21 protein-coding genes are annotated in these 19,536 nt (G+C 39.2%); 5 read left to right on the top strand and 16 right to left on the bottom strand.

The features are described 5' to 3' along the window. The first annotated feature begins 75 nt into the window (after nt 1-75). The gene (locus tag ABDZ91_RS09500; RefSeq protein ID WP_343798425.1) at nt 76-1,200 is read left to right on the top strand and encodes a histidine kinase N-terminal domain-containing protein; all 1,125 of its coding nucleotides are present in this window, start codon (nt 76-78) and stop codon (nt 1,198-1,200) included. A gap of 68 nt (nt 1,201-1,268) precedes the next feature. Here the strand turns inward: ABDZ91_RS09500 and ABDZ91_RS09495 are convergent, their stop codons facing one another. Beyond that, on the bottom strand, nt 1,269-2,204 hold the full coding sequence (locus ABDZ91_RS09495; protein WP_343798423.1) for a glycerophosphodiester phosphodiesterase family protein: 936 nt from the start codon (nt 2,202-2,204) through the stop codon (nt 1,269-1,271). Nucleotides 2,205-2,351: 147 nt separating this feature from the next. Beyond that, nucleotides 2,352-3,332 (bottom strand): ComEC/Rec2 family competence protein, encoded by a 981-nt coding sequence (locus ABDZ91_RS09490; RefSeq protein ID WP_343798422.1) that lies wholly within the window; start codon nt 3,330-3,332, stop codon nt 2,352-2,354. A gap of 535 nt (nt 3,333-3,867) precedes the next feature. On the opposite strand from ABDZ91_RS09490, the gene ABDZ91_RS09485 reads away from it, so the two are divergent. After that, nucleotides 3,868-4,056, top strand: coding sequence for a hypothetical protein (locus ABDZ91_RS09485; protein ID WP_343798420.1), 189 nt, complete (start codon nt 3,868-3,870; stop codon nt 4,054-4,056). A gap of 102 nt (nt 4,057-4,158) precedes the next feature. Here ABDZ91_RS09485 and ABDZ91_RS09480 read toward each other — a convergent pair whose 3' ends face one another. From ABDZ91_RS09480 to ABDZ91_RS09450, 7 genes are all read right to left on the bottom strand, one after another. Further along, nucleotides 4,159-4,530, bottom strand: coding sequence for a hypothetical protein (locus ABDZ91_RS09480; protein ID WP_343798418.1), 372 nt, complete (start codon nt 4,528-4,530; stop codon nt 4,159-4,161). 28 nt (nt 4,531-4,558) lie between these two features. Beyond that, on the bottom strand, nt 4,559-5,587 hold the full coding sequence (splB, locus tag ABDZ91_RS09475) for a spore photoproduct lyase (protein WP_343798416.1): 1,029 nt from the start codon (nt 5,585-5,587) through the stop codon (nt 4,559-4,561). Nucleotides 5,588-5,598: 11 nt separating this feature from the next. Beyond that, entirely contained in the window at nt 5,599-5,844 is a 246-nt protein-coding gene (locus ABDZ91_RS09470) for a transcriptional regulator SplA domain-containing protein (RefSeq protein ID WP_343798414.1), read from the bottom strand. Nucleotides 5,845-5,935: 91 nt separating this feature from the next. Beyond that, nucleotides 5,936-6,385, bottom strand: coding sequence for a YusW family protein (locus tag ABDZ91_RS09465; protein ID WP_343798413.1), 450 nt, complete (start codon nt 6,383-6,385; stop codon nt 5,936-5,938). A gap of 123 nt (nt 6,386-6,508) precedes the next feature. Beyond that, nucleotides 6,509-7,129 (bottom strand): arylformamidase, encoded by a 621-nt coding sequence (gene kynB / locus ABDZ91_RS09460; RefSeq protein WP_343798411.1) that lies wholly within the window; start codon nt 7,127-7,129, stop codon nt 6,509-6,511. Nucleotides 7,130-7,139: 10 nt separating this feature from the next. Then, nucleotides 7,140-8,408, bottom strand: coding sequence for a kynureninase (kynU, locus tag ABDZ91_RS09455; RefSeq protein ID WP_343798410.1), 1,269 nt, complete (start codon nt 8,406-8,408; stop codon nt 7,140-7,142). A gap of 16 nt (nt 8,409-8,424) precedes the next feature. Then, nucleotides 8,425-9,267 carry a GNAT family N-acetyltransferase gene (locus ABDZ91_RS09450; protein WP_343798408.1) on the bottom strand — a complete coding sequence of 281 codons (843 nt, stop codon included), beginning with the start codon at nt 9,265-9,267 and terminating at the stop codon, nt 8,425-8,427. 89 nt (nt 9,268-9,356) lie between these two features. Here ABDZ91_RS09450 and ABDZ91_RS09445 point away from each other — a divergent pair, with 89 nt between their 5' ends. Continuing rightward, the gene (locus ABDZ91_RS09445) at nt 9,357-9,704 is read left to right on the top strand and encodes a hypothetical protein (protein WP_343798406.1); all 348 of its coding nucleotides are present in this window, start codon (nt 9,357-9,359) and stop codon (nt 9,702-9,704) included. 20 nt (nt 9,705-9,724) lie between these two features. Here ABDZ91_RS09445 and ltaE read toward each other — a convergent pair whose 3' ends face one another. The 3 genes from ltaE to ABDZ91_RS09430 form a co-directional block, all read right to left on the bottom strand. Then, on the bottom strand, nt 9,725-10,747 hold the full coding sequence (gene ltaE / locus ABDZ91_RS09440) for a low-specificity L-threonine aldolase (protein WP_343798404.1): 1,023 nt from the start codon (nt 10,745-10,747) through the stop codon (nt 9,725-9,727). A 117-nt stretch (nt 10,748-10,864) separates the two neighbouring features. Next, entirely contained in the window at nt 10,865-13,981 is a 3,117-nt protein-coding gene (locus ABDZ91_RS09435; RefSeq protein WP_343798402.1) for an MMPL family transporter, read from the bottom strand. Further along, nucleotides 13,978-14,448, bottom strand: coding sequence for a MarR family winged helix-turn-helix transcriptional regulator (locus tag ABDZ91_RS09430; protein WP_343798401.1), 471 nt, complete (start codon nt 14,446-14,448; stop codon nt 13,978-13,980). The genes ABDZ91_RS09435 and ABDZ91_RS09430 overlap by 4 nt, the downstream gene beginning before the upstream one ends. A 247-nt stretch (nt 14,449-14,695) precedes the next feature. Between ABDZ91_RS09430 and ABDZ91_RS09425 the strand changes: the two genes are divergently transcribed. Both ABDZ91_RS09425 and ABDZ91_RS09420 read left to right on the top strand, forming a co-directional pair. Next, the gene (locus ABDZ91_RS09425; RefSeq protein WP_343798400.1) at nt 14,696-15,142 is read left to right on the top strand and encodes a DUF6376 family protein; all 447 of its coding nucleotides are present in this window, start codon (nt 14,696-14,698) and stop codon (nt 15,140-15,142) included. A 253-nt stretch (nt 15,143-15,395) separates the two neighbouring features. Then, a complete protein-coding gene (locus ABDZ91_RS09420; RefSeq protein WP_343798399.1) occupies nt 15,396-16,871 on the top strand; it encodes a SulP family inorganic anion transporter in 1,476 nt (491 codons plus the stop codon). A 44-nt stretch (nt 16,872-16,915) separates the two neighbouring features. Here the strand turns inward: ABDZ91_RS09420 and ABDZ91_RS09415 are convergent, their stop codons facing one another. From ABDZ91_RS09415 to ABDZ91_RS09400, 4 genes are all read right to left on the bottom strand, one after another. After that, nucleotides 16,916-17,251: a DUF1516 family protein gene (locus tag ABDZ91_RS09415; protein ID WP_343798398.1), complete on the bottom strand. Its 336-nt coding sequence runs from the start codon at nt 17,249-17,251 to the stop codon at nt 16,916-16,918. A 113-nt stretch (nt 17,252-17,364) separates the two neighbouring features. After that, nucleotides 17,365-18,120, bottom strand: a complete 756-nt coding sequence (locus ABDZ91_RS09410) for a ZIP family metal transporter (RefSeq protein ID WP_343798396.1) — start codon at nt 18,118-18,120, stop codon at nt 17,365-17,367. A gap of 87 nt (nt 18,121-18,207) precedes the next feature. Further along, nucleotides 18,208-19,140 carry a cation diffusion facilitator family transporter gene (locus tag ABDZ91_RS09405; protein ID WP_343798393.1) on the bottom strand — a complete coding sequence of 311 codons (933 nt, stop codon included), beginning with the start codon at nt 19,138-19,140 and terminating at the stop codon, nt 18,208-18,210. Between the two features lie 15 nt (nt 19,141-19,155). Further along, nucleotides 19,156-19,485, bottom strand: a complete 330-nt coding sequence (locus ABDZ91_RS09400) for an ArsR/SmtB family transcription factor (protein WP_343798391.1) — start codon at nt 19,483-19,485, stop codon at nt 19,156-19,158. Between the last annotated feature and the right edge of the window lie 51 nt (nt 19,486-19,536).

Genomic DNA, 19,536 nt, shown 5'->3' with positions numbered 1-19,536 from the left:
TTTCATTCATTAAAGGAGGAAAATCGAACTACTTCTAGAATTCATATATAAGAAATGTAAAAGGGGTATGGGGAAATGATAAAAACCAAGCTTCATATTTATGAAAACCTTGAGTTACATAAGGAAACGTTGCTTGAGAGATGGGATAAAAAAGCGCTAAAATCCCCGACTGATCCAAATCCTGAAAGAGTCCTGTTAAATGGGGAAACGATGTTTTTATTTCTACAAGAATCTATCATGACCCCTATAGATAAAATGGAGCCTAAAATTGAGAGGTTGGCCAAACGTGTTGCAGAGGAAAGAGTACAGGCCGGCATTAACATGGGTGATTTTATTTATAACGTAAGTATGGGGAGAACTGAAATATTTAACCATTTGTTTAAAATTGATGACAATGAAAATAGAGAACATATTCAAGTGATCTTTGAGAATATGAATCAATGCTTTGATCAGTTTATGTTCCATGCCGTTAATCACTACGCTAAGCTCAAGGACCGGATCATTGAAGAAAAGAATTCTTTCATCAATCAGTCTCACAAGGATCGGTTAACACTTCTAGGTCAAATGACATCAAGCTTTATACATGAATTTAGAAACCCATTAACATCTATTCAGGGCTTCGTGCAACTACTGCGTTCCGATTACAAAAATGTCCCTTACCTGGATATCATTGCGAGTGAAATTGAACAATTGAATTTCCGTATTTCTCAATTTCTACTGTTATCCAAAAAAGAGTTAATTGGGAAAGAGAAGAGCACCGTCTTCCTTCATGAACTATTTGAAGAGCTTATTACATTTTTATACCCAAGTTTACTTAGTGCAAAAGTTGAAATTGAAAAAGAGATTTTAGAAGATATCACGATTTACGGATACATAGATGAACTAAGACAAGTTTTTATGAACATATTATTTAACGCCATTGATGTGCTCCAAAATCACCGAAAAGATCCAAAAATCCAAATCCTTACAAGTAAAAAAGAAAATAACATAGTCATTGAGTTAACCAACAACGGACCTACTATTCCACCGGAGTTACTCAGAACCATCTTTGAACCGTTCGTTACAACTAAACAATTAGGAACTGGATTAGGCCTCTTTGTGTGTAAAGAAATAATTGAAAGACACAAAGGTACATTGGAGTGCTTTTCTAATGAAGAAGAAACCACTTTCCGGGTTATGCTTCCGCTGATTAAACAATAAAACAATTAGGGTTATACACTAAAAAAAGATGCGTTAATCTTGAGTGATTGACGCATCTTTTTTCTTTCTTACTTATTATGGATGGATAACACATCAATCAATAAATCTGGTCTGTCTGTAATGATCCCATCTGCACCTTGTTTAACTAAAGTTTCCATCACTTTAGGGTCATTGATCGTCCAGTAATAAACCTCCATTCCCCGTTTGTGAGCATTTTCCACAATATATGGCTTACTTAAGTTAATTTTTCCGTCTTTTAGTGGCAGTTGAAACGCCTGAACTTTTGGGTTATAAATAGGTTGCATGGAAAGCATACTTGAGATAACAAACGGTTTTGCCTCTCCTCTTCCTCCGCCAAGTGCAACTTGGTTTTTACTAACCTTTTGGAACATTTCAATAATGTTTTGGTCAAAAGAAGCAACCAGTGTTTGATCCGCCATATTGTATTTTTGAATCAACGCCCACAATTTTTGAGATATTTCTTCTAACCGTTCAGGAGGATTATCATCTTTTATTTCAATCATCATTGGCATGCTAGGAAAAGCACTGAATACTTCTTCAACAGTTGGAATCGTAATCCCTTGGTCCCTAAAAGGAAAATCCCCGTTTACATCTTTAAAATAGTACCCTGCATCCAGTTTCTTCAGCTCTTCTAATGTCATGTCCTCCACTTTCCCTGTTCCATCCGTAGTGCGATCGACGGTAGGATCATGGATCACAACTAGTTGCCCATCCTTTGTTATATGTATATCAAATTCCAAAACGTCAACATCAAGATCCACAGCATTTTCGAAAGCCACCATCGTATTAGAGGGTGCTAATAATGCTCCTCCTTGGTGTGCAATAACTAAAGGCTTATCTAAATCTAGAAAAGGGTGATGTTCTGCCTTCGGTCCTGGGAAAATAAAGAGAACGAGCACGACTACTGCAATTGTCAACAGTGACCATTTGAATCCTTTTCGCCATTTCCTTCTCGGTTTTAATTCGGTTTCTAATTTACTCATGTATATTCTCCCCACTTGTCTATTCTAGTACTATCATTATATCAAACCTATAAACTAAGATATGATTCTAAAATAAAATCTTCTTTTCCCCATGAGAGGTCAATACCAACCCAAAAGAAAAGCAACTCCCCTATTGAGAATTGCTTTTTAACCATTACCTTTATTTCTCATTTTAATTTTCGACGGTGACTGGAACTCTGTTGCTATTTTTAGAGTATCTCCATCTGTTTGAATGTGAACCGTACCGTAAACATTGGTTGGTAATGCGGAAACTCCCAGTACTTCATACCTTCTTAATACATACCTACTCTGTAACACATTAGCATTCATTACGGCATAATCAGGGGATACAGCTTGTATATATCTTATGGAAGATGACGTATCATCCCCATGGTGGGGAGCTTCCATAACCGTTGCCTTTAAAGCGCTTCCATATTCAGCAACTAACTGTTTTTCCTGCTCATCATAGATGTCACCAGAAAATAAGAAACTATGATTCTTATATTCCATTCTCATCACAAGAGATTGATTGTTTATATCTGTTACACGATAACTACCTTCTAACTTATCTAGCATTTGGGCACTTGGATTCAATACCTTAAATTGCACCGAGTCACCTAGTGTAAAGGTTTGACTAGCAGTTAAATAATTGATAGGAATGTCATTTTTTGCGATTTTCTCCATGAAATCATGATATGTTTCTGTTTGGTGTTCTATTTCCGGCATATAGATTTCTTTGATTCTTCCTTCATCAAGCAGCTGAAGATACCCTCCAATATGATCATGGTGGGGATGTGTAGCAACCGCGATATCAACTTGCTCAATTCCTAATTTATTCAAATAATCAGATAATAATGACGATGATTCTTCAATACCAGCATCAATAAGCATGGAATATCCATCTGGTGAATAGACCAACATGGAGGATCCTGATTTTTCATGATGATTTAAGTAAAAGTAATATACGTGAAGCGTATGTTCATCCTTCTCAAGCTGAGTAAAAATCTCTTCGTTGGACTCCATTCCAGCTTCTACAGCAATGGAGTCAGTTTTTTGAAAAAGAGTAGAAAATGAGAGGACTAATATACTAGTGGCAATAAATGAGTAGAATAATATCTTGTAGTTCAAATGACACCCCTCCTTTATTTATTTTATTCCAGATTGATGTCATTTGTCTGCAATTATTTACAAAATTTTTAAAAAAGTTTAAAGATTTAATTTTATTTTACGGAATTTAAGAATGGGTTTGGGTTAAGGTTTTTTTGGGGGAGGTGTGATTGTTTTGTTAACGTTGCTACAGGGCTCGGGGGGAGGTGTATTGAATATTTGCGTTCCCTTTTTTAACGTTTGTTTCCGGCTCAGGGCTCGTTTAACAAATTTGCGTTCCCTCTTTTAACGTTTGTTTCCGGCTTAGGGCACATAACGTGTCCGGTTTGTCAGTAGAAGGTGAGGTATACGGGACAGCAGGACAGGAAACTGTCCCGTTTGAGAGGAGTAGGTGTGCCAAACGGGACAGCAAGAAGCGAACGTGTCCCGTTTGAAAGGAGATTGTGTTCCAAACCGGACAGCAAGAAGCGAACGTGTCCCGTTTGAAAGGAGATTGTGTTCCAAACCGGACAGCAAGAAGCGAACGTGTCCCGTTTGAAAGGAGAAGGTGTGCCAAATGGGACAGCAGGCACAAAACCTGTCCCGTTTGAAAGAAGAAAGAGTGCCAAACGGGACAACAAGAAGAAAACGTGTCCCGTTTAAAAAGAGAAGTAATGCCAAACGGGACAGCAAGAAGCGAACGTGTCCTGTTTTAGAGGAGAAGGAGTACCAAACGGGACAGCAAGAAGCGAACGTGTCCATTTGAAGGTAGAAGAAGTGCCAAACGAGCCAGCAAAAAGGCAGTGTGCCCCGCTTGAGAGTAATAATTCTAACCCTTACCAAATCACAAAAAAAACCCCAAGAACTTCTATTCCCGGGGCTTTACGTGATTTAAAAAGTCGCTCATTGATTCAAATAGTAGCTCAGGCTCCCAATCACCCTCGCCGTGTGCTGCTGTATAAACTGGATAATCGACCTTTGTAATATCGACAAAAATCGGGTCACCTATTTCTTCATCGTACCCAATGACATGCCAGTCATCGATCCAATCTCCTTCATCTTCACCTAGTAAGGAATTCCCATCTTCGTCAACCCGGTAGCCAATTTGCCCATCTTTAAATTCTTCTTTTATAAAAAGATGAACATCGATTGGTTCTTCGCTAGCAACTTGTAGAACAACGTCATTGGACTCCAGTGCTTCAATCATCTCTAGAATATTGTGCAGATCTTCAGAATACACGTGTATATCCCCCTTTTCCTGAATAGTATCAGGTGAAATATTCCACTTTTGCTTGAGGAAAATATTTTTCTACATACCCTCGGAGTACTTCTTCCATTTCTTCTTGTTCGTCTTTTTGATAGACATATTTTCCGATTCCATAGCGGCCCCATTTGTACTTTCTTTTTTCTTCATCTAGTTCTAGCTTTGTCATAGGATAATTTTGCATGATGACTCTTTTAGCAGGCTTTGTAAATCGGTGCTGGATTAACTCAAAGGTGAGGTCATTTCTCGTTTCCTTTGGTAAAGATTCGTCGAGCTTTTTGAACAACTCTTTGTACCCTTCTTTCCAGCCTTCATGTAAGTAAATAGGGGCAACAATAAACCCTAACGGATAGCCGGCATTGGCAATTTTAGTAGCCGCTTCAATTCTCTTGGCTAGTGGCGAGGTACCTGGCTCAAAGTATTTAATTACATAGTCTGCATTCACACTGAATCGGAATCTCGTTTTGCCATTATGCTTTGCATCGAGTAAATGGTCGACATGATGAAATTTGGTCACAAAGCGAAGCTTGCCATACTCCGACTCACCGAAGTATTCGATGGCTCTTTTGAGTGTGTGAGTCAAATGGTCAATGCCTACAATGTCAGACGTACAGGCTGCTTCAAATCTTGTAATTTCAGGAGCTCTTTCCTGCATATATTTTTCTGCCTGCTCCAAAATCTCTTCCACATTTACATAGGTACGTATGTAAGGCTTGCTCCCCATCGTCGTTTGTAGATAACAATAATGACAATGACCCATACAACCGGTAGCAAATGGAATGGCATATTCAGCTGATGGTTTTGAGGTATCAAATTTTAACGTTCTTCTAATTCCTACAACGAGTGTTGATTTCGCAATTCGATATTTTTGAAAATGATTTTCTCCAGGTAAATTTCTTATCTGATTGTGTGAAGTTGTATACTTAATCTCGAGGCCCATATCCTCAAATTTATCCTTCAGTTCTTTTCCTAAAGGGTATTCTAGCGCTTGAGGTTCAAAGTAAACGAGTTGAGGGACAAATGGTTTTAACATGGCATTCCCTCCTAATCGTCATCTCCAAAATAGTGTTGATACGCCTCTTCTGCTTCCTCTTTAGACGTGTAAATGGCAAGCTCCGTTGTTATAGGATAATAGGCATCAAAAAGGAAGAGAGCCAGTTGGTCCGGATGATAGGGATCATTTACAATGGCTGCTTCTTGAATCGTTGCCACACTTTGTGTATGAGGATTACGATACATCACATATACAACTTGCCCCGGATGATAGTTTTCTGGTAAGAATGTTTCCATGATTTTTCACCCTACTTTCTTCTTTCATTATGTCTCCAACCGAATTAAAACTTGTACAGATATAGGTGGAAATTTTCCCCTTTCCATCTTGTTATGATGTTTTATACACTTTTTCTTCACCATCGTTAAAACGGACCTTTACTTCGATAAAACGATAGTCTTCCCTGATGGGGAACACGTCTTTTATCCTTTCAATTAACCCCTTTGCTTCCGTTTCTTGGGTTAATTTTAGTTGTTTCAGTTTCGGTTGAATCTGTTGAACGGCTCTTTCTCCTTCAATCTCTTGGTCGGTACCATGATCTTCATACCTGGCGAATATTTTTCCACCTGAGTATCGATATTGAACAAGAGTTTGATCATCGATGCCATCATAATTCACGCTAAGCTCGAAAAATTTGTAAGGGAACGGGGTTTCATCCACACTGATTCCACTGTGTTCATCTGTGACGGGTGGAGGTGGTTTTAGTTCGGATTCTGCTTGATTACAACTAGTACATATGAAGAGAATGAAGAATACGAGTCCCCATTTAAACTTCCACAAAAAAATTCACTCCTTTTTCATACTGTTGCTTAATTTTCATGGTTCTATGTATTACGAATTAAACAGAAAAAAAGAGGCAGTCTAAAAATCAGTAATTCTGACTTTTAAACAGCCCCTACATTTTTAAATCTCTCTTAATATGGCTCTAACCGGACTTCCGTCTGCACCTTCAATACGAAGTGGAAGGGCAATGCATTCATACACTTTCGTTTCAACATCGTTTAGAACCAGGCCTTCCAAAATGGCTACATCATGTTCCCATAGGGAGTGATGGGCACCTAGTTCCTTACTATCGACTGGGTCTACAGATGGCGTATCAACTCCGACCAAACGCACCCCATTTTTTTGTAACATTGGTCCCAAGGATGGTTCCAGGTACGTAATGTTTTCTGGGAAATGGCTACGATCGTTCCATGACATTGTTTTTAGCAGAACAATCGTGACATCTGATAAATCAATGTTTTCTAAATGCTCCGCACCCACGGACTTTAATCCCTGGCAATTGACAACAAGTGCTTTTCCGACATAGCGGTCTAACTCCATTTGATGAATGCGTGGCGCATGATCGTCAAAGTGAAAAGGTGCATCTACATGAGTGCCGATATGAGTACTCGTCTCAATACATCCTACATTTACGGAACCGGATTCTTCCTTTGTCCAATTGACCTTATAGGTAAATGGCGTATCTCCGGGCCATTCTGCCGTATTCTTGTTTAAAGGCATCGATATATCAATTATTTTCATTTATGTTCTCCTAAGCTACAACATTTCGAGTATTTTCAAATTTTTCGTACGTTTTTTCATCCATGATTTTCTTAAGTGTTTGGACAAACTTCCACACATCTTCATAAGAAGTGTAAAAGGCAATCGGAGCGAGACGAATTATATTAGGTGAACGAAAATCAGGAATGATCTTATTTTCTTTTAGCGCTTTACAAATCCGAGCTGCTTCCTCGTGCTGTAGGGCGACGTGGCCACCTCTTCGCTCATTTTCTTTCGGGTTAATCATGGTAAAGACTTCATGTAGCTTCTCTTGCTCTAGTAATTCCATTAGAAATTGTGTTAATGCTAATGATTTTTCTCGAATCGCTTTAATTCCCACTTCTTCAAATAAAGACAGCGAACCAAGAAGCGGTGCTGCACTTAATACATGCGGGGTTCCAATTTGGTATGCACCTGCATGTTCAGATGGGCTAAATTGATGCTCCATATCGAATTGTTTATTTTTATCTGATCCAAACCAACCCGCTAAGCCAGGAGCCTTCCCAAAGTGCTTCTGGTGAACAAACAGACCACCCACTCCACCTGGACCATTATTTAAATATTTATAATTACACCAAACGGCAAAATCAACTCCCCAATCATGAAGCTCATGAGGAACAGCTCCCATTGAGTGAGCTAAGTCAAAACCAATGATAATTCCTCTTTCATGAGCAGCAGCTGTTAGTTTCTTCATGTCTAGAAGCTGGCCACTTCGATATAAAACGGATGGCAGTAGGATTAGTGCCACATCTGAGGTCATCTCGGTAATGATGTCATCTTCATCCAGAGTATGGCCATCCTTTGATTTTATAAGCTTCAAGTTCTCTTGCGTGTCCATCCCTTTTAAAGCTAACTGACTTTTCACTGCATAAATGTCTGTTGGAAATGCCAATTCATCAGCCAGGATTTTAGTCCGTTTTCCATCCGGTTTATAAAAGGTGCTTAACATTTGATGGAGGTTGACAGAAATGGATCCAGTCACAACTACTTCCCCTTCTTTTGCACCGATTAGAGGAGCAGACATTTTTCCTAACTTTTCTGAAAAATAAAACCATGGTTCAGCCCCTTCTGTCCAACCATCAATTCCGTTTTTCTTCCAATCCTCTAGTGATTGAAGGAGGGCTTGCTCCGCCCTTTTTGATAAAAGTCCCAATGAATTTCCATCTAAATAAATTCCATCGCTAGGTAAATAAAACTCTGCTTTATAGGATGCCAAAGGATCCTTCTGGTCTAATTGTTTTGCATATTCAAGTCCTAACATGATCTTGATCTCCCCTTTACTGTTGCGAAAATAATATGTGTGAGCACTCCTCAATCGGTTTGTATCCAATTTTTTTATAAATACTGTTAGATGTGGGATTTGCTAAATCCGTATACAGCACACATGACTTATACTGTTTTAGGAGCTGTTCCGTTAACTGATGGACAGCGGATGAAGCGTAGCCTTTATTTCTGTGGCTAGGTGGTGTGTACACTTGGTTAATGCCGATTGAGTTCTTGGTCTCTCTCGTTTTATTGACCATGGACACAATCTCATCCCCTACACTCCAAGTATACAGGTTTTCCCCTTGAATGGATTGTTGAATTAAGCTTTCTGCATTCATACGTATAACAGGAAGTAAGTCGCTTTCCTCTACAAATTCTAACAGCCAATCTGTAAGGAGGCTTGCATGTTCAGGTTTCGCTATTTGAAGTGTCCCTTCTGAAATCTGTATGGGTTGGACCTGATCGCATGCCATCATGCACTGTTCCATGTGAACACGGTAGGAAAGGTTCATAAGCTTGCTCCACTCTTTTGCAAAATGGTGACTGACCGTTTTTGTACTGTTGATTCCAGGTAAAGAAGGTAACTCTTCTTTTAGGTTTTTAATAGAATAGCTAATGATTTCATCTGTACTAAACTGTTCGTCTACCACCACTACTAGCGAATGTGGAGGAGTTTGAAGGAATGCAGCGACAACGGTTTCATCCTTCTCAATGGATGCTGCAAAAACATTTTCTAAACTTACTAGCCTTTTTAAAATACCAAGGATGAGATTATTGGCCTCCTCCTTTTTTAAAAGGAAGTCCTCCACTTTCTGTTTAAACACATGAAGGTCAGTGTATGTATTCCACTTCATTTGAGTTCCCCCTATCAATCCCTTATCGATTTGCTAATAAAGTTACCCCAACAACATTGTTCGAGTTTGTCTGTGGGGATTCCTGCTAATTGAGGAAAGGAAATTTCGGAGCTATTGGAAATTCTGCCGGCTCTATCGGAAACTTTACCCCTTCTATCGGAAATTCTACGGGAGCAATCGGAAACTTTGCCGCTTCTATCAGAAATCCTGCCGGCTCTATCAGAAACTTTACCCCTTCTATCGGAAACTTTGTCCCTTCTATCAGAAATCCTGCCGGCTCTATCGGAAACTTTACCCCTTCTATCAGAAATTCTGCCGGCTCTATCGGAAACTTTGCCACTTCTATCGGAAACTCTGATGGCCCTATCGGAAACTTTACCGCTTCTAACGGAAATACCCGGACCCTCTTTCACATAAAAAAAGACCCAAAGGAATAATCCCTTCAGGCCACTTTCAATTATGACAGCACGCTTTTAATTTTATCAATCACCGTATCAATCTCTTCACTTGTCACATCGTAGTTCGTCGTAAAACGGACGGTTGTCGGACCGAAACCAACAGCAAGGATTTCTTCTTTCTTAATTAACTCTAAGAAACTATTGGCGTCGTGCCCAGTGTCCGCTACATTCACCAATACAATATTGGTTTCAACTTCATTTTCCACTCTTAAGCTAGGAATCTGTCCTAGACCCTCTGCTAGTTTCTTCGCATTCACATGGTCATCTATTAAGCGATCAACCATTTCAGTTAGAGCAATATAGGCAGGAGCTGCTATGATTCCAACTTGACGAAGGCCTCCACCAAGACGCTTTCTCCACTTTCTGGCTTTCGCTATGAATTCCTTTGAACCAGCAATAATGGAGCCGACTGGAGCACCAAGTCCTTTTGAAAGACACACCTGAACAGAGTCCGTTTGAGCAGCAAACTCCTTCAGTGGAATTCCAGTAGCAACTGATGCATTAAAGAGTCTTGCTCCATCCAGATGAACCGGAACATTATGTTCTTTTGCAATCTCGTAGATTTCTTTCATGTTTTCAAGAGGCACAATCGCTCCACCCGCTCGATTATGGGTATTTTCTAAACAAATAAGCCCAGTTTCAGGAAAGTGAATATCTTCTCCCCTGATGGCTGCTTTCACATCCTGTGGATTCATAGCCCCGCGAACTCCTTTAATGGTACGTGGCTGAATCCCTGCAAATGCTGACATAGCAGCTCCTTCATAATAGAAAACGTGTGATTCCGCCTCAACAATGACTTCTTGTCCTGGCTGACAGTGTGTGAGTACCGCAATTTGATTTCCTTGAGTTCCACTTGTTACAAAAAGAGCTGCTTCCTTACCTAGTATTTCTGCAGCTTTTTCTTCTAATCTATTAACCGTGGGATCTTCTACATAAACATCATCGCCGACTTCAGCTTCAAACGCAGCTTTCCTCATAGCTTCAGTTGGTTTTGTAACTGTATCGCTTCGTAAATCTATCATCGGGTGTCATCGCTCCTTTTTGTATTATTGTAAAATAAGCTAGGCTTTTCGGCAATCGAAATAATTTACTAATTTTACATATAAAAAAGAACCGGCTAAATGCCGATTCTTCATTCTTTATTTTATAAATGGCCACCAATTAGCTTTACCAAAGGTTTTGACCATAACCGGAATGAGTAGTGGTAATACGAACAGTGCGTATAAAATCAACCCAGTCAAGGTGATCGTTGCTATCTCTAAGAGTGACAATACCCCAGATGGCATCATCGCTGCGAATGTACCACCTAAAATAACAGCCGCAGAAATGATGACGGTCCCCATTTTTCTCATCGCAAGTTGAATAGCTTCTTCTACATTCATGTCTCGATTTTCGTTAAATCGGTCCATGAGGAAGATACTATAGTCAATTCCTAACGCAATCAGAATAACGAAACCGAAGAATGGTACAGCCCAGCTTATTCCTGTGTAGCCAAGGATGTTGACATAGATTACCTCTGTTATAGCCATAGAAGTAAAATACGTTAAAATCAATGAACCAATTAAATAAATCGGCATAATAAACGATTTTAGCAGGATGACTAAAATGATAAAGATCCCCGCTAGCATTAGAATGACGGTGCGAGAGTAATCCTCTTCAGAAATGTCATTCAAGTCAGCTTGTGTGCTTGTTACCCCACCAATTGCCACTTGTGCGTTTTCAAGCTTGGTTTCCTTCAATACTCGAGAAATCGCCTCTTTGATCTCATCCATTTGTCCAATGGCTTCATTAGAGTAGGGATTTACTTCAAAAACGATATCCAATGTGGTTACTTTACGGTCAACAGACATATAAGTATCAAGTGCCTGCTTGAATTCTTCGCTGTTTAGTACCTCATCTGGAATGTAAAGGGTTGGTGTTGCATCATAGTTGGCTAAACCAGTAAGGTAATCCTGAGCTGAGCCAAGTCCTTCAGCTACTTGATTGAGTCCATTCACACTTTGACTTAGCCCATCGGTTAATTGACTCATTTGTCCCCCTAAATCTGAAAAACCATCTAGCAACTGTTGCTGACCAGCACTTATGCTGCCTAAACCGTCTGAGAAAGTTGGAAGATTGTCAACAATTTGACCTTGCCCATCAGCAGCTGTTTGAAGTCCATTTTGTAGCTCTTCAATACCACTAATAAGTGCGGTCATACCATCAACAAGTTGTTCATGCCCACCTACGATGGTAGCAAGGGAATCATTGGCTTCCGTTAATCCACCGTTTACTCCCGATAAAGCCGTGTTTAATTGATTTAAACCACCAGCTAACTGACTAGATTGTTCTTTTGCAGTTAATACAATCGTTTTTAACTGTACATAGTTTGGATCCTGTTGAATCCCTTCATGGTTTTCTTCTAAATTAGTAAATTGCTGATCTACATCTGTTAGACTAGTAGAGAGGGCGGTTAAACCTTCACCAATTGTGCCATATTGCTCCTCCAAGCTACCTAAACCTGATTCCATTTCCTCATAGCCCGATAAGAGCTGCTGACTTCCTGCCACTAGTTGTTCCGCATTCTTTTTAACTTCCTCTAAGCCCTTTTTCAGCTCTTCGGATCCAACAGCACCACTGCGAAGTCCGTTTTCGATTTCACCTAGATGTCCCTGGAGTTGTTCAATACCCGATTTCAATTCATTTGTACCCGTTATCAGTTCATCAATACCACTAGTAGCAGCTACTAATTGAGGTTCAGATGCTGACAATTGATTCTCGGCTTCATCCAACCCTTCACTAATTTGTTGAATCCCTTCATTCCCTTCCTCAAGTCCATCACCAAGAATACCGACTTGACTTGAGACATAAAGGTCTTCAATAACTTCACCTTTTGGTCTTGTAACCGATCTGAGTTTATCAACATGTTCGATTTTATCTAGTTCTTTACTTACACTTTCCAGAAGGGCAATGTACTCCCCAGAATTCATTTGCTCATCATTTCTAATCACGACTTGAGTTGTCATCGATTCCCCAGGTCCGAAGCTTTCAGCAATCACATTGAATGCTTTTACTGACGGAACATCGTCCGATACTTCTTCAAGGGAATTAAATGATAAATCTCCATCGTATGTTACTAAAAATGGAACCGTAATGGCAGCAACAATCAATAAGGAGAAAAGTGGTCGTGCTAATGAGAATCGTCCCATAACACCCCAGATTTTACTTTCCTTATGCTCTAGAGAACCTTTCGCTGGCCAGAATAATTTTTTACCTAGTACTGCCATAAAGAATGGAACAATGGTTACTAAGGCCACTAGTAAAATAGCAACTCCAACTGCAACTGCCGCAGCAGATTGATAGAGTTTAAACGTAGAAAACCCAATTGCAGAAAATCCTACTAATACGGCTAAACCACTAAAGAACACAGTCTTTCCAGCATTTCGATAAGTAGCGACGACTGCTTCCGAAACACTTTCATGCTGACCTATTTCTTCTTTAAAACGGCTAAGTAGTAAAATACAGTAGTCCGTACCAATCCCGAATAGAACGGCGACTAGAAAGATTTGGGTAAAAGTAGATAGCGGAAAATTAAACTGATCAACTAAAAATGCTACGATTGATTGCGAAACTAAATACGTGAATCCGACTGTTACTAATGGAATTAAAGGAGTAACAACTGATCTAAACACAAGTAGAAGGACAACCAGAATAAAGACTAAGGTAATGCCTTCTGTTTTCTTCAAACCCTCTTGAGAGTTCGTTACTAAATCTTCAGCAACCATCCATTCACTTGTGTAGTAGTAGTCAACGTTAATGGATTCGATGGCATCGTAAAGTGCGTCAGAGACATCCTGTGCCTCTCGTCCATCCATTTGTACCTCTAACGATACTAAAATCGTTTTCCCATCCTCTGAAACTAAGTCACTTTCGAGGCTCTCATCGTTAAAATGGGTAAGTATGTTAGTGATACCTAGTTCCTCAGACTTCTCATCTAAAATTTGAATGGCTTTCTCTGCTTCTCTAAAATCTTGATCCGTAAGTTTCTTGTCATTGTGAAAAGCAAGGGCGACTTGAGATGCTTCTCCGATTCCTTCTTGTTCTTGGACTTCGGTTAAAATTTCTTGTGCCACTGAGGACGTATAGCCGTCAGGAACCGTGATTTGTCCCTTCTCCCGAACAAGATCTGCCATATTGGGAGCAGCTAAGAACAATAGAACAGTGGCCGCAACCCAAGCAACAAGAATAAACCATTTGGCTTTTAAAATGGCTCTCATTTTGATTCCTCCTCCTGACTCTGGTCTTGGATGTTTAATAAAATTTTCAAGAGCTTTTCGTACGTCTGAATAAAGGTTTCAATTTCTTCACTGTTGAATTGGGTGATGATATTCCCTACCAGTGCATGGACCCTTTTTTCACTCTCGGAGTAAAGCTTCTCACCTTTATCTGTCAGTGTTAGGTACACCACTCGCCGATCCTCTGGGTCACGAGTCCTCTTGATGATTTCCTTATCAGTCAATCGCGTGATAATAGCTGTAATAGCACTTTTGTTCACATCAAAAGCCTCTGCAAGCTGTGTAGATGTACACTTACCATTTTGGTGAATGAAACGTAGCGTATAATGTTGTTCGTAAGTAAGGTCTGAGCCAATTTGCTCTTTAATCAACCACTCCGCTTTGTTATTCACTTTAAAAGAAACCGAAACATAGCGGTCAATCAATTCTTGGATTTGTTCTTTATTCATTATGGTATATCACCTTCATTTAAATTAGTTAAACAATTGAACTATTAACGGATTTAACTATACGCCTTGACCAGCATTGTTGTCAATAGTTTGGTTGGGTTGTGGCGAGTCGGGTCTAGCTCCCAATAATTCATAGCTCAGACTTTAAAAAGTGGGACAGTAAACCTGTCCCCTTGTCCCAGTGAAACTTTAGGCGAGAGTTTTACGTATATAATAGTAGTAATAAACATCCTAAGGAGGATTATGTATGAAGAAGTGGTTTGGATTAGTTGCTTTATTGTTTCTGTTGAGTGGTTGTTCACTCATTGAAGGGGTGAATAATACGTTGGAATATGTGAATGAAGCGACTGATTATATAAATGAAGCGAGTCAGTTTGCTGGTGAGGTTCCTGCGCTTGCTGAACAAGCTGTTTCAGACCCCGCTGCACGGGAACAGTTAGTACAACAGCTAGAAGAGATGAAAGAAGAGATTGGTGAATTCAATCAATTAGAGCCACCTGGCATAGCAAAAGATATTCACCAAAAGATTGAGGAATATAATACTACGATTCAGACTACGATTGATCAATCACTAGAGAAGATCAATGAAGGTCAATACAAATTAGAAGAATTATTATCCAATTCACCACTCATTCAAACCATTGAAAACCTCCAAAATACGCTTAATCAATTAGAACAGTTAGGGAATGGGTAACCGCTGAATTTAATTTCAGCGGTTTTTCCATTTAACAAACTATTTTAAATAGTTTTACTTTTGTTCCCGCTGTGATTTTGCAACTTTCATAGTAAATGATAGAAATATAGAGCATTTAATAGATTGATAGCTATTTTATCGCTTTCTTGCCATTAACGTATAAGCGTAAAATCATGCTATAATCCACCTCGTTGACTTCGGAATAGCTCTCGGATGGTCTGGGAGCAATCAATATGAAGAAAGAGGTGCAAAGTTGAACATTCAAACAATTAAACAAGAATGGTTTGGCAATATTAGAGGAGATATTTTGTCTGGTATTGTGGTAGCACTTGCTCTAATTCCTGAAGCCATTGCTTTTTCGATTATTGCAGGAGTAGACCCAATGGTTGGACTTTATGCTTCCTTTTGTATTGCGGTTGTTATTTCATTTGTCGGTGGCAGACCGGGAATGATCTCTGCTGCAACAGGTGCCATGGCATTACTAATGGTGACATTGGTAGCCGACCATGGATTACAGTATTTACTTGCAGCTACGATTTTAACTGGTATTATTCAATTTTTACTAGGTGTCTTTAAGCTTGGTAAACTGATGAAATTCATTCCACGTTCTGTTATGACAGGGTTTGTGAACGCACTTGCCATCCTAATTTTCATGGCGCAGTTGCCTCACTTTGTCGGTGAATCTTGGTTGATGTACGTAATGGTTGCTGGATCTCTTGCGATTATTTATCTATTACCAAGAGTTACGAAAGCTGTACCAAGTGCTTTAGTTGCCATTATTGTGATGACGATCATTGCTGTTACAACTGGTGTTTCTGTACGAACAGTTGGAGATATGGGGGAACTTACAAATGCGTTACCTATGTTTCTGATTCCTGAAATTCCATTGAACTTTGAAACACTCATGATCATTCTTCCATATTCTTTTGCACTGGCTATGGTTGGTTTATTAGAATCTCTACTAACTGCACAAATTGTGGATGATTTTACTGACACAGAAAGTGATAAGAATAAAGAAGCAAAAGGGCAAGGAATTGCGAACATTGTAGCTGGATTTTTCGGTGGTATGGCCGGTTGTGCCATGATTGGCCAATCTGTCATAAACGTAAAATCTGGTGGTCGTGGAAGGCTTTCTACTTTTATTGCTGGTGCATTTCTAATGGTACTAATTATCCTACTTCAGGATGTACTTGTCCAAATTCCAATGGCAGCATTAGTTGGGGTTATGATCATGGTATCCATCGGTACGTTTGACTGGTCTTCCTTAACGAAGCTCCACATTATGCCTAGAGGTGACGCACTCGTCATGATCGTTACGGTTGTGACTGTCGTATTCACACATGACCTCTCAAAAGGAGTTCTTGCTGGAGTACTGTTAAGCGCCATTCTTTTTGCCGCTAAAATCTCCAAGGTAAAAGTCGAGACACAGTGGGATGAAGCACAACAAAGAAAAACTTACACAGTAAGAGGTCAACTTTTCTTTGCTTCTGTGACAGATCTTGTTTCTCAGTTTGATTTAAAAACAGAAACAGCGAAAGAAGTTATAGTAGACTTTACACACGCCCATCTGTGGGATGATTCTGCTGTTGGTGCTGTTGATAAAATTGTTTTAAAGCTTAAACAAAACGGAGTAAACGTCACGATTAAAGGACTTAACAAAGACAGTTCTGAACTTGTGAATCGGATTGCTGTTTACAATAAAGCTAAGGCAAAATTAGCCGATCATTAAAAAAAGGTCTAACCTCCCACTGAGTGAGGTTAGACCTTTTTTGATTAGAACGAAATAACATCATACCCGATTAAAACAACAATGGCTAGTAAAATGACAAAACCAGCCCAAATGCCTCCAACTGGACTTCCTTTTCTAGAACGGATTGTTAGCATTTCCATGGTACCAATTAGTAGGATCGCCAAAAATCCTTTTACTACATAAAGAAGTGGGAAGCCCATTATGAATACCATACCGATACCAGACACTAGCATAATGATATAAAACAATCTTTGAAGCATGACACTAATTTTTTGTTTTCTTGCAAAATAGCTAATCAAGAACAAAATAATTAAAATCGCCCATGAACCAGCATGAGACTGATAAAAAATATTGTACATATGTATTTCTCCTTTTATTTTTGTTAAACAGCGAACCACTTACTATGTACATCCTATCTTTTCCAACACTTATTCTCAACCATATTTTAAAAATGAAACAAAAAGTTCAAAACTTAATGACTATGAAATGTTGACTGGTCGACGATCCATTTGATTAAAAAATAAACAAAAATACCAATTAGGAAAAAGGACGATACAAAACGGTTATCACTTTTATTGACCTCAGGTAATAAGTCCGCGCAGGCTACATAGATAAAAATTCCAGCTGTAAAGGAAACCGCAATTGAGCCTAAATCTATGTTATTACTAGTTGGCGTCACGATAGCAGCCACCACCGCACCTGCAATCGTAGACAGTCCTAATAGTGTTGCTGCCATAAAAGCTTTTTTCTTATCTCTCAAAAATGAAAATACGATCGATGATATCGTTAAACCATCGGGAATTTTATGTAATAGAATGGCAGTCAAAACTGTTATGCCTAGTGAAAAATCAATTTCAAAACTAGCAACAATAGAAAATCCATCGAAGAAGGTGTGAATCACCATCCCAATGAGTGCCCCTGTTATAGCACTGCTTGAAATCGAATGCTTATGCGTTTCTTCACCAAAATGAAAATGATTAGCGACGAACTGTTGGAAGAAGAAAATGATAGCAATTCCAGCTAAAATATATATAGCATGTTCATGATGTACTTCTAAGACTTCAGGGATTAAATCTAAAATGGCAATGGCTAACAACATCCCCGCACTTATCGCCATTAACGCATTTAGGGCATTTTTTGACCAATCTTTTTTGATAAAAATTATAAGTCCACCTAATATATTTGCAAGAGCTGCAATCACTACATAAAAAAACACATCCAAACCCATGTCAATTCCTCCTTCCATTCAATAGTATGTACCTATGTAAAATACAATTAAACCCTTAAACAAAAAATGGGACTTTGTTTAAAGTCCCTAGTGACAAAACTCATTCTCCCTATGGTGTTCAAAGTTTACACCTTCAAGCTGAATGGTTGTGTGTGTAAGATGAAATTGATCTCTTAGGAGATTTGATGCCTTTTCTAAAATCGAGTCCCGGTCAGCCTCTTCATTTACTACCATATGACAGCTTAACGCTGGAAACTCTGAAGTAATCGCCCAAACATGGAGGTCGTGTACATCTTCAACTCCCCCAATCCCTAAAAGTGATTCTTTAATTTTACTACAATCAATGTGCCCAGGGGCTCCTTCCATCAAAACATGAATGGATTCCTTTGTTACTCTCCACCCACTTATGAGGACTAACAACGCCACAAGCACACTGGCAATCGGATCCGCTAAGTTCCAACCGAAGAAATAAATCAAAAGACCCGCAGTAATGGCTCCAACTGATCCCAACATATCTCCAATTACATGAAGCAGTGCGCTTCGTAGATTCAGATTTCCACTAGTATCTCCCTTTAGTAAAATCCATGCTACGACAATATTAACAATTAACCCGATAATGGCAATATACATCATGCCCGTACTGACTTCCGGCGGGTTAAAGAAACGGTGGTACGCCTCCCAGAATATATAAAGTGAAATCGCAACGAGTGTAATACCATTTATAAAAGCAGCTAGTATTTCAAATCGTTTATATCCGTAGGTCTTCTGTGCAGTTGCTGCTTTTTCACCCATTTTAAAAGCAAACAGGCTCAACCCCAGAGCAGCTGCATCACTCAACATATGACCTGCGTCACTTAATAAAGCTAGACTATTCGTTATAAATCCACCTACTACCTCTACAATCATAAATGTGAAAATGAGAATAAAGCTGATGAGTAATACCTTTTTATTCGTGGTGTGAGAATGATGGTGGTGGTGGTCATGACCATGATGGTGATGGTGATGATGTGAATGTCCCATAAATGTTCTCCCCTTTTAATGATGACATGCGTGTTCGATTGCTTGATGCAGTAAAGACATCACATGGTCGTCATCGTGTGAATAATATATGGTGGTTCCCTCTCTACGGTACTTTACCAATCTTAAATTTTTCAAAAACCTTAATTGGTGAGACACTGTGGACTGCATTAAGGATAAACTTTCCGCAATCTGATTCACCGAGTATTCCTGGTTAGCTATGAGATGTAGGATCCGAATCCGAGTGGGGTCCGATAAAGCTTTGAACGTTTGAGTGACAAGAAATAGTGTTTCCTCATCCAATTCTGTATTCTTATTTTCGAAGACATCTTCGTCTTTATGCTTCATTCTTTAATACACCTCTATTTCATTATATGAACATATGCTCATATATCAATT

Origin of the sequence: Bacillus carboniphilus, assembly GCF_039522365.1 — a bacterium.
In the GTDB taxonomy this organism is placed as follows: domain Bacteria; phylum Bacillota; class Bacilli; order Bacillales; family JC228; genus Bacillus_BF; species Bacillus_BF carboniphilus.
Note: the sequence above shows the minus strand (reverse complement) of the source record. Positions and strands in the feature narration are given on the sequence as shown.

Coding starts and splice junctions, on each gene's coding strand:
- ABDZ91_RS09500 (WP_343798425.1), top strand. CDS start 76: ATGATAAAAACCAAGCTTCATATTTATGAAAACCTTGAGTTACATAAG.
- ABDZ91_RS09495 (WP_343798423.1), bottom strand. CDS start 2,204: ATGAGTAAATTAGAAACCGAATTAAAACCGAGAAGGAAATGGCGAAAA.
- ABDZ91_RS09485 (WP_343798420.1), top strand. CDS start 3,868: ATGGGACAGCAGGCACAAAACCTGTCCCGTTTGAAAGAAGAAAGAGTG.
- splB (WP_343798416.1), bottom strand. CDS start 5,587: ATGTTAAAACCATTTGTCCCTCAACTCGTTTACTTTGAACCTCAAGCG.
- ABDZ91_RS09470 (WP_343798414.1), bottom strand. CDS start 5,844: ATGGAAACATTCTTACCAGAAAACTATCATCCGGGGCAAGTTGTATAT.
- kynB (WP_343798411.1), bottom strand. CDS start 7,129: ATGAAAATAATTGATATATCGATGCCTTTAAACAAGAATACGGCAGAA.
- kynU (WP_343798410.1), bottom strand. CDS start 8,408: ATGTTAGGACTTGAATATGCAAAACAATTAGACCAGAAGGATCCTTTG.
- ABDZ91_RS09450 (WP_343798408.1), bottom strand. CDS start 9,267: ATGAAGTGGAATACATACACTGACCTTCATGTGTTTAAACAGAAAGTG.
- ltaE (WP_343798404.1), bottom strand. CDS start 10,747: ATGATAGATTTACGAAGCGATACAGTTACAAAACCAACTGAAGCTATG.
- ABDZ91_RS09435 (WP_343798402.1), bottom strand. CDS start 13,981: ATGAGAGCCATTTTAAAAGCCAAATGGTTTATTCTTGTTGCTTGGGTT.
- ABDZ91_RS09430 (WP_343798401.1), bottom strand. CDS start 14,448: ATGAATAAAGAACAAATCCAAGAATTGATTGACCGCTATGTTTCGGTT.
- ABDZ91_RS09425 (WP_343798400.1), top strand. CDS start 14,696: ATGAAGAAGTGGTTTGGATTAGTTGCTTTATTGTTTCTGTTGAGTGGT.
- ABDZ91_RS09415 (WP_343798398.1), bottom strand. CDS start 17,251: ATGTACAATATTTTTTATCAGTCTCATGCTGGTTCATGGGCGATTTTA.
- ABDZ91_RS09410 (WP_343798396.1), bottom strand. CDS start 18,120: ATGGGTTTGGATGTGTTTTTTTATGTAGTGATTGCAGCTCTTGCAAAT.
- ABDZ91_RS09405 (WP_343798393.1), bottom strand. CDS start 19,140: ATGGGACATTCACATCATCACCATCACCATCATGGTCATGACCACCAC.
- ABDZ91_RS09400 (WP_343798391.1), bottom strand. CDS start 19,485: ATGAAGCATAAAGACGAAGATGTCTTCGAAAATAAGAATACAGAATTG.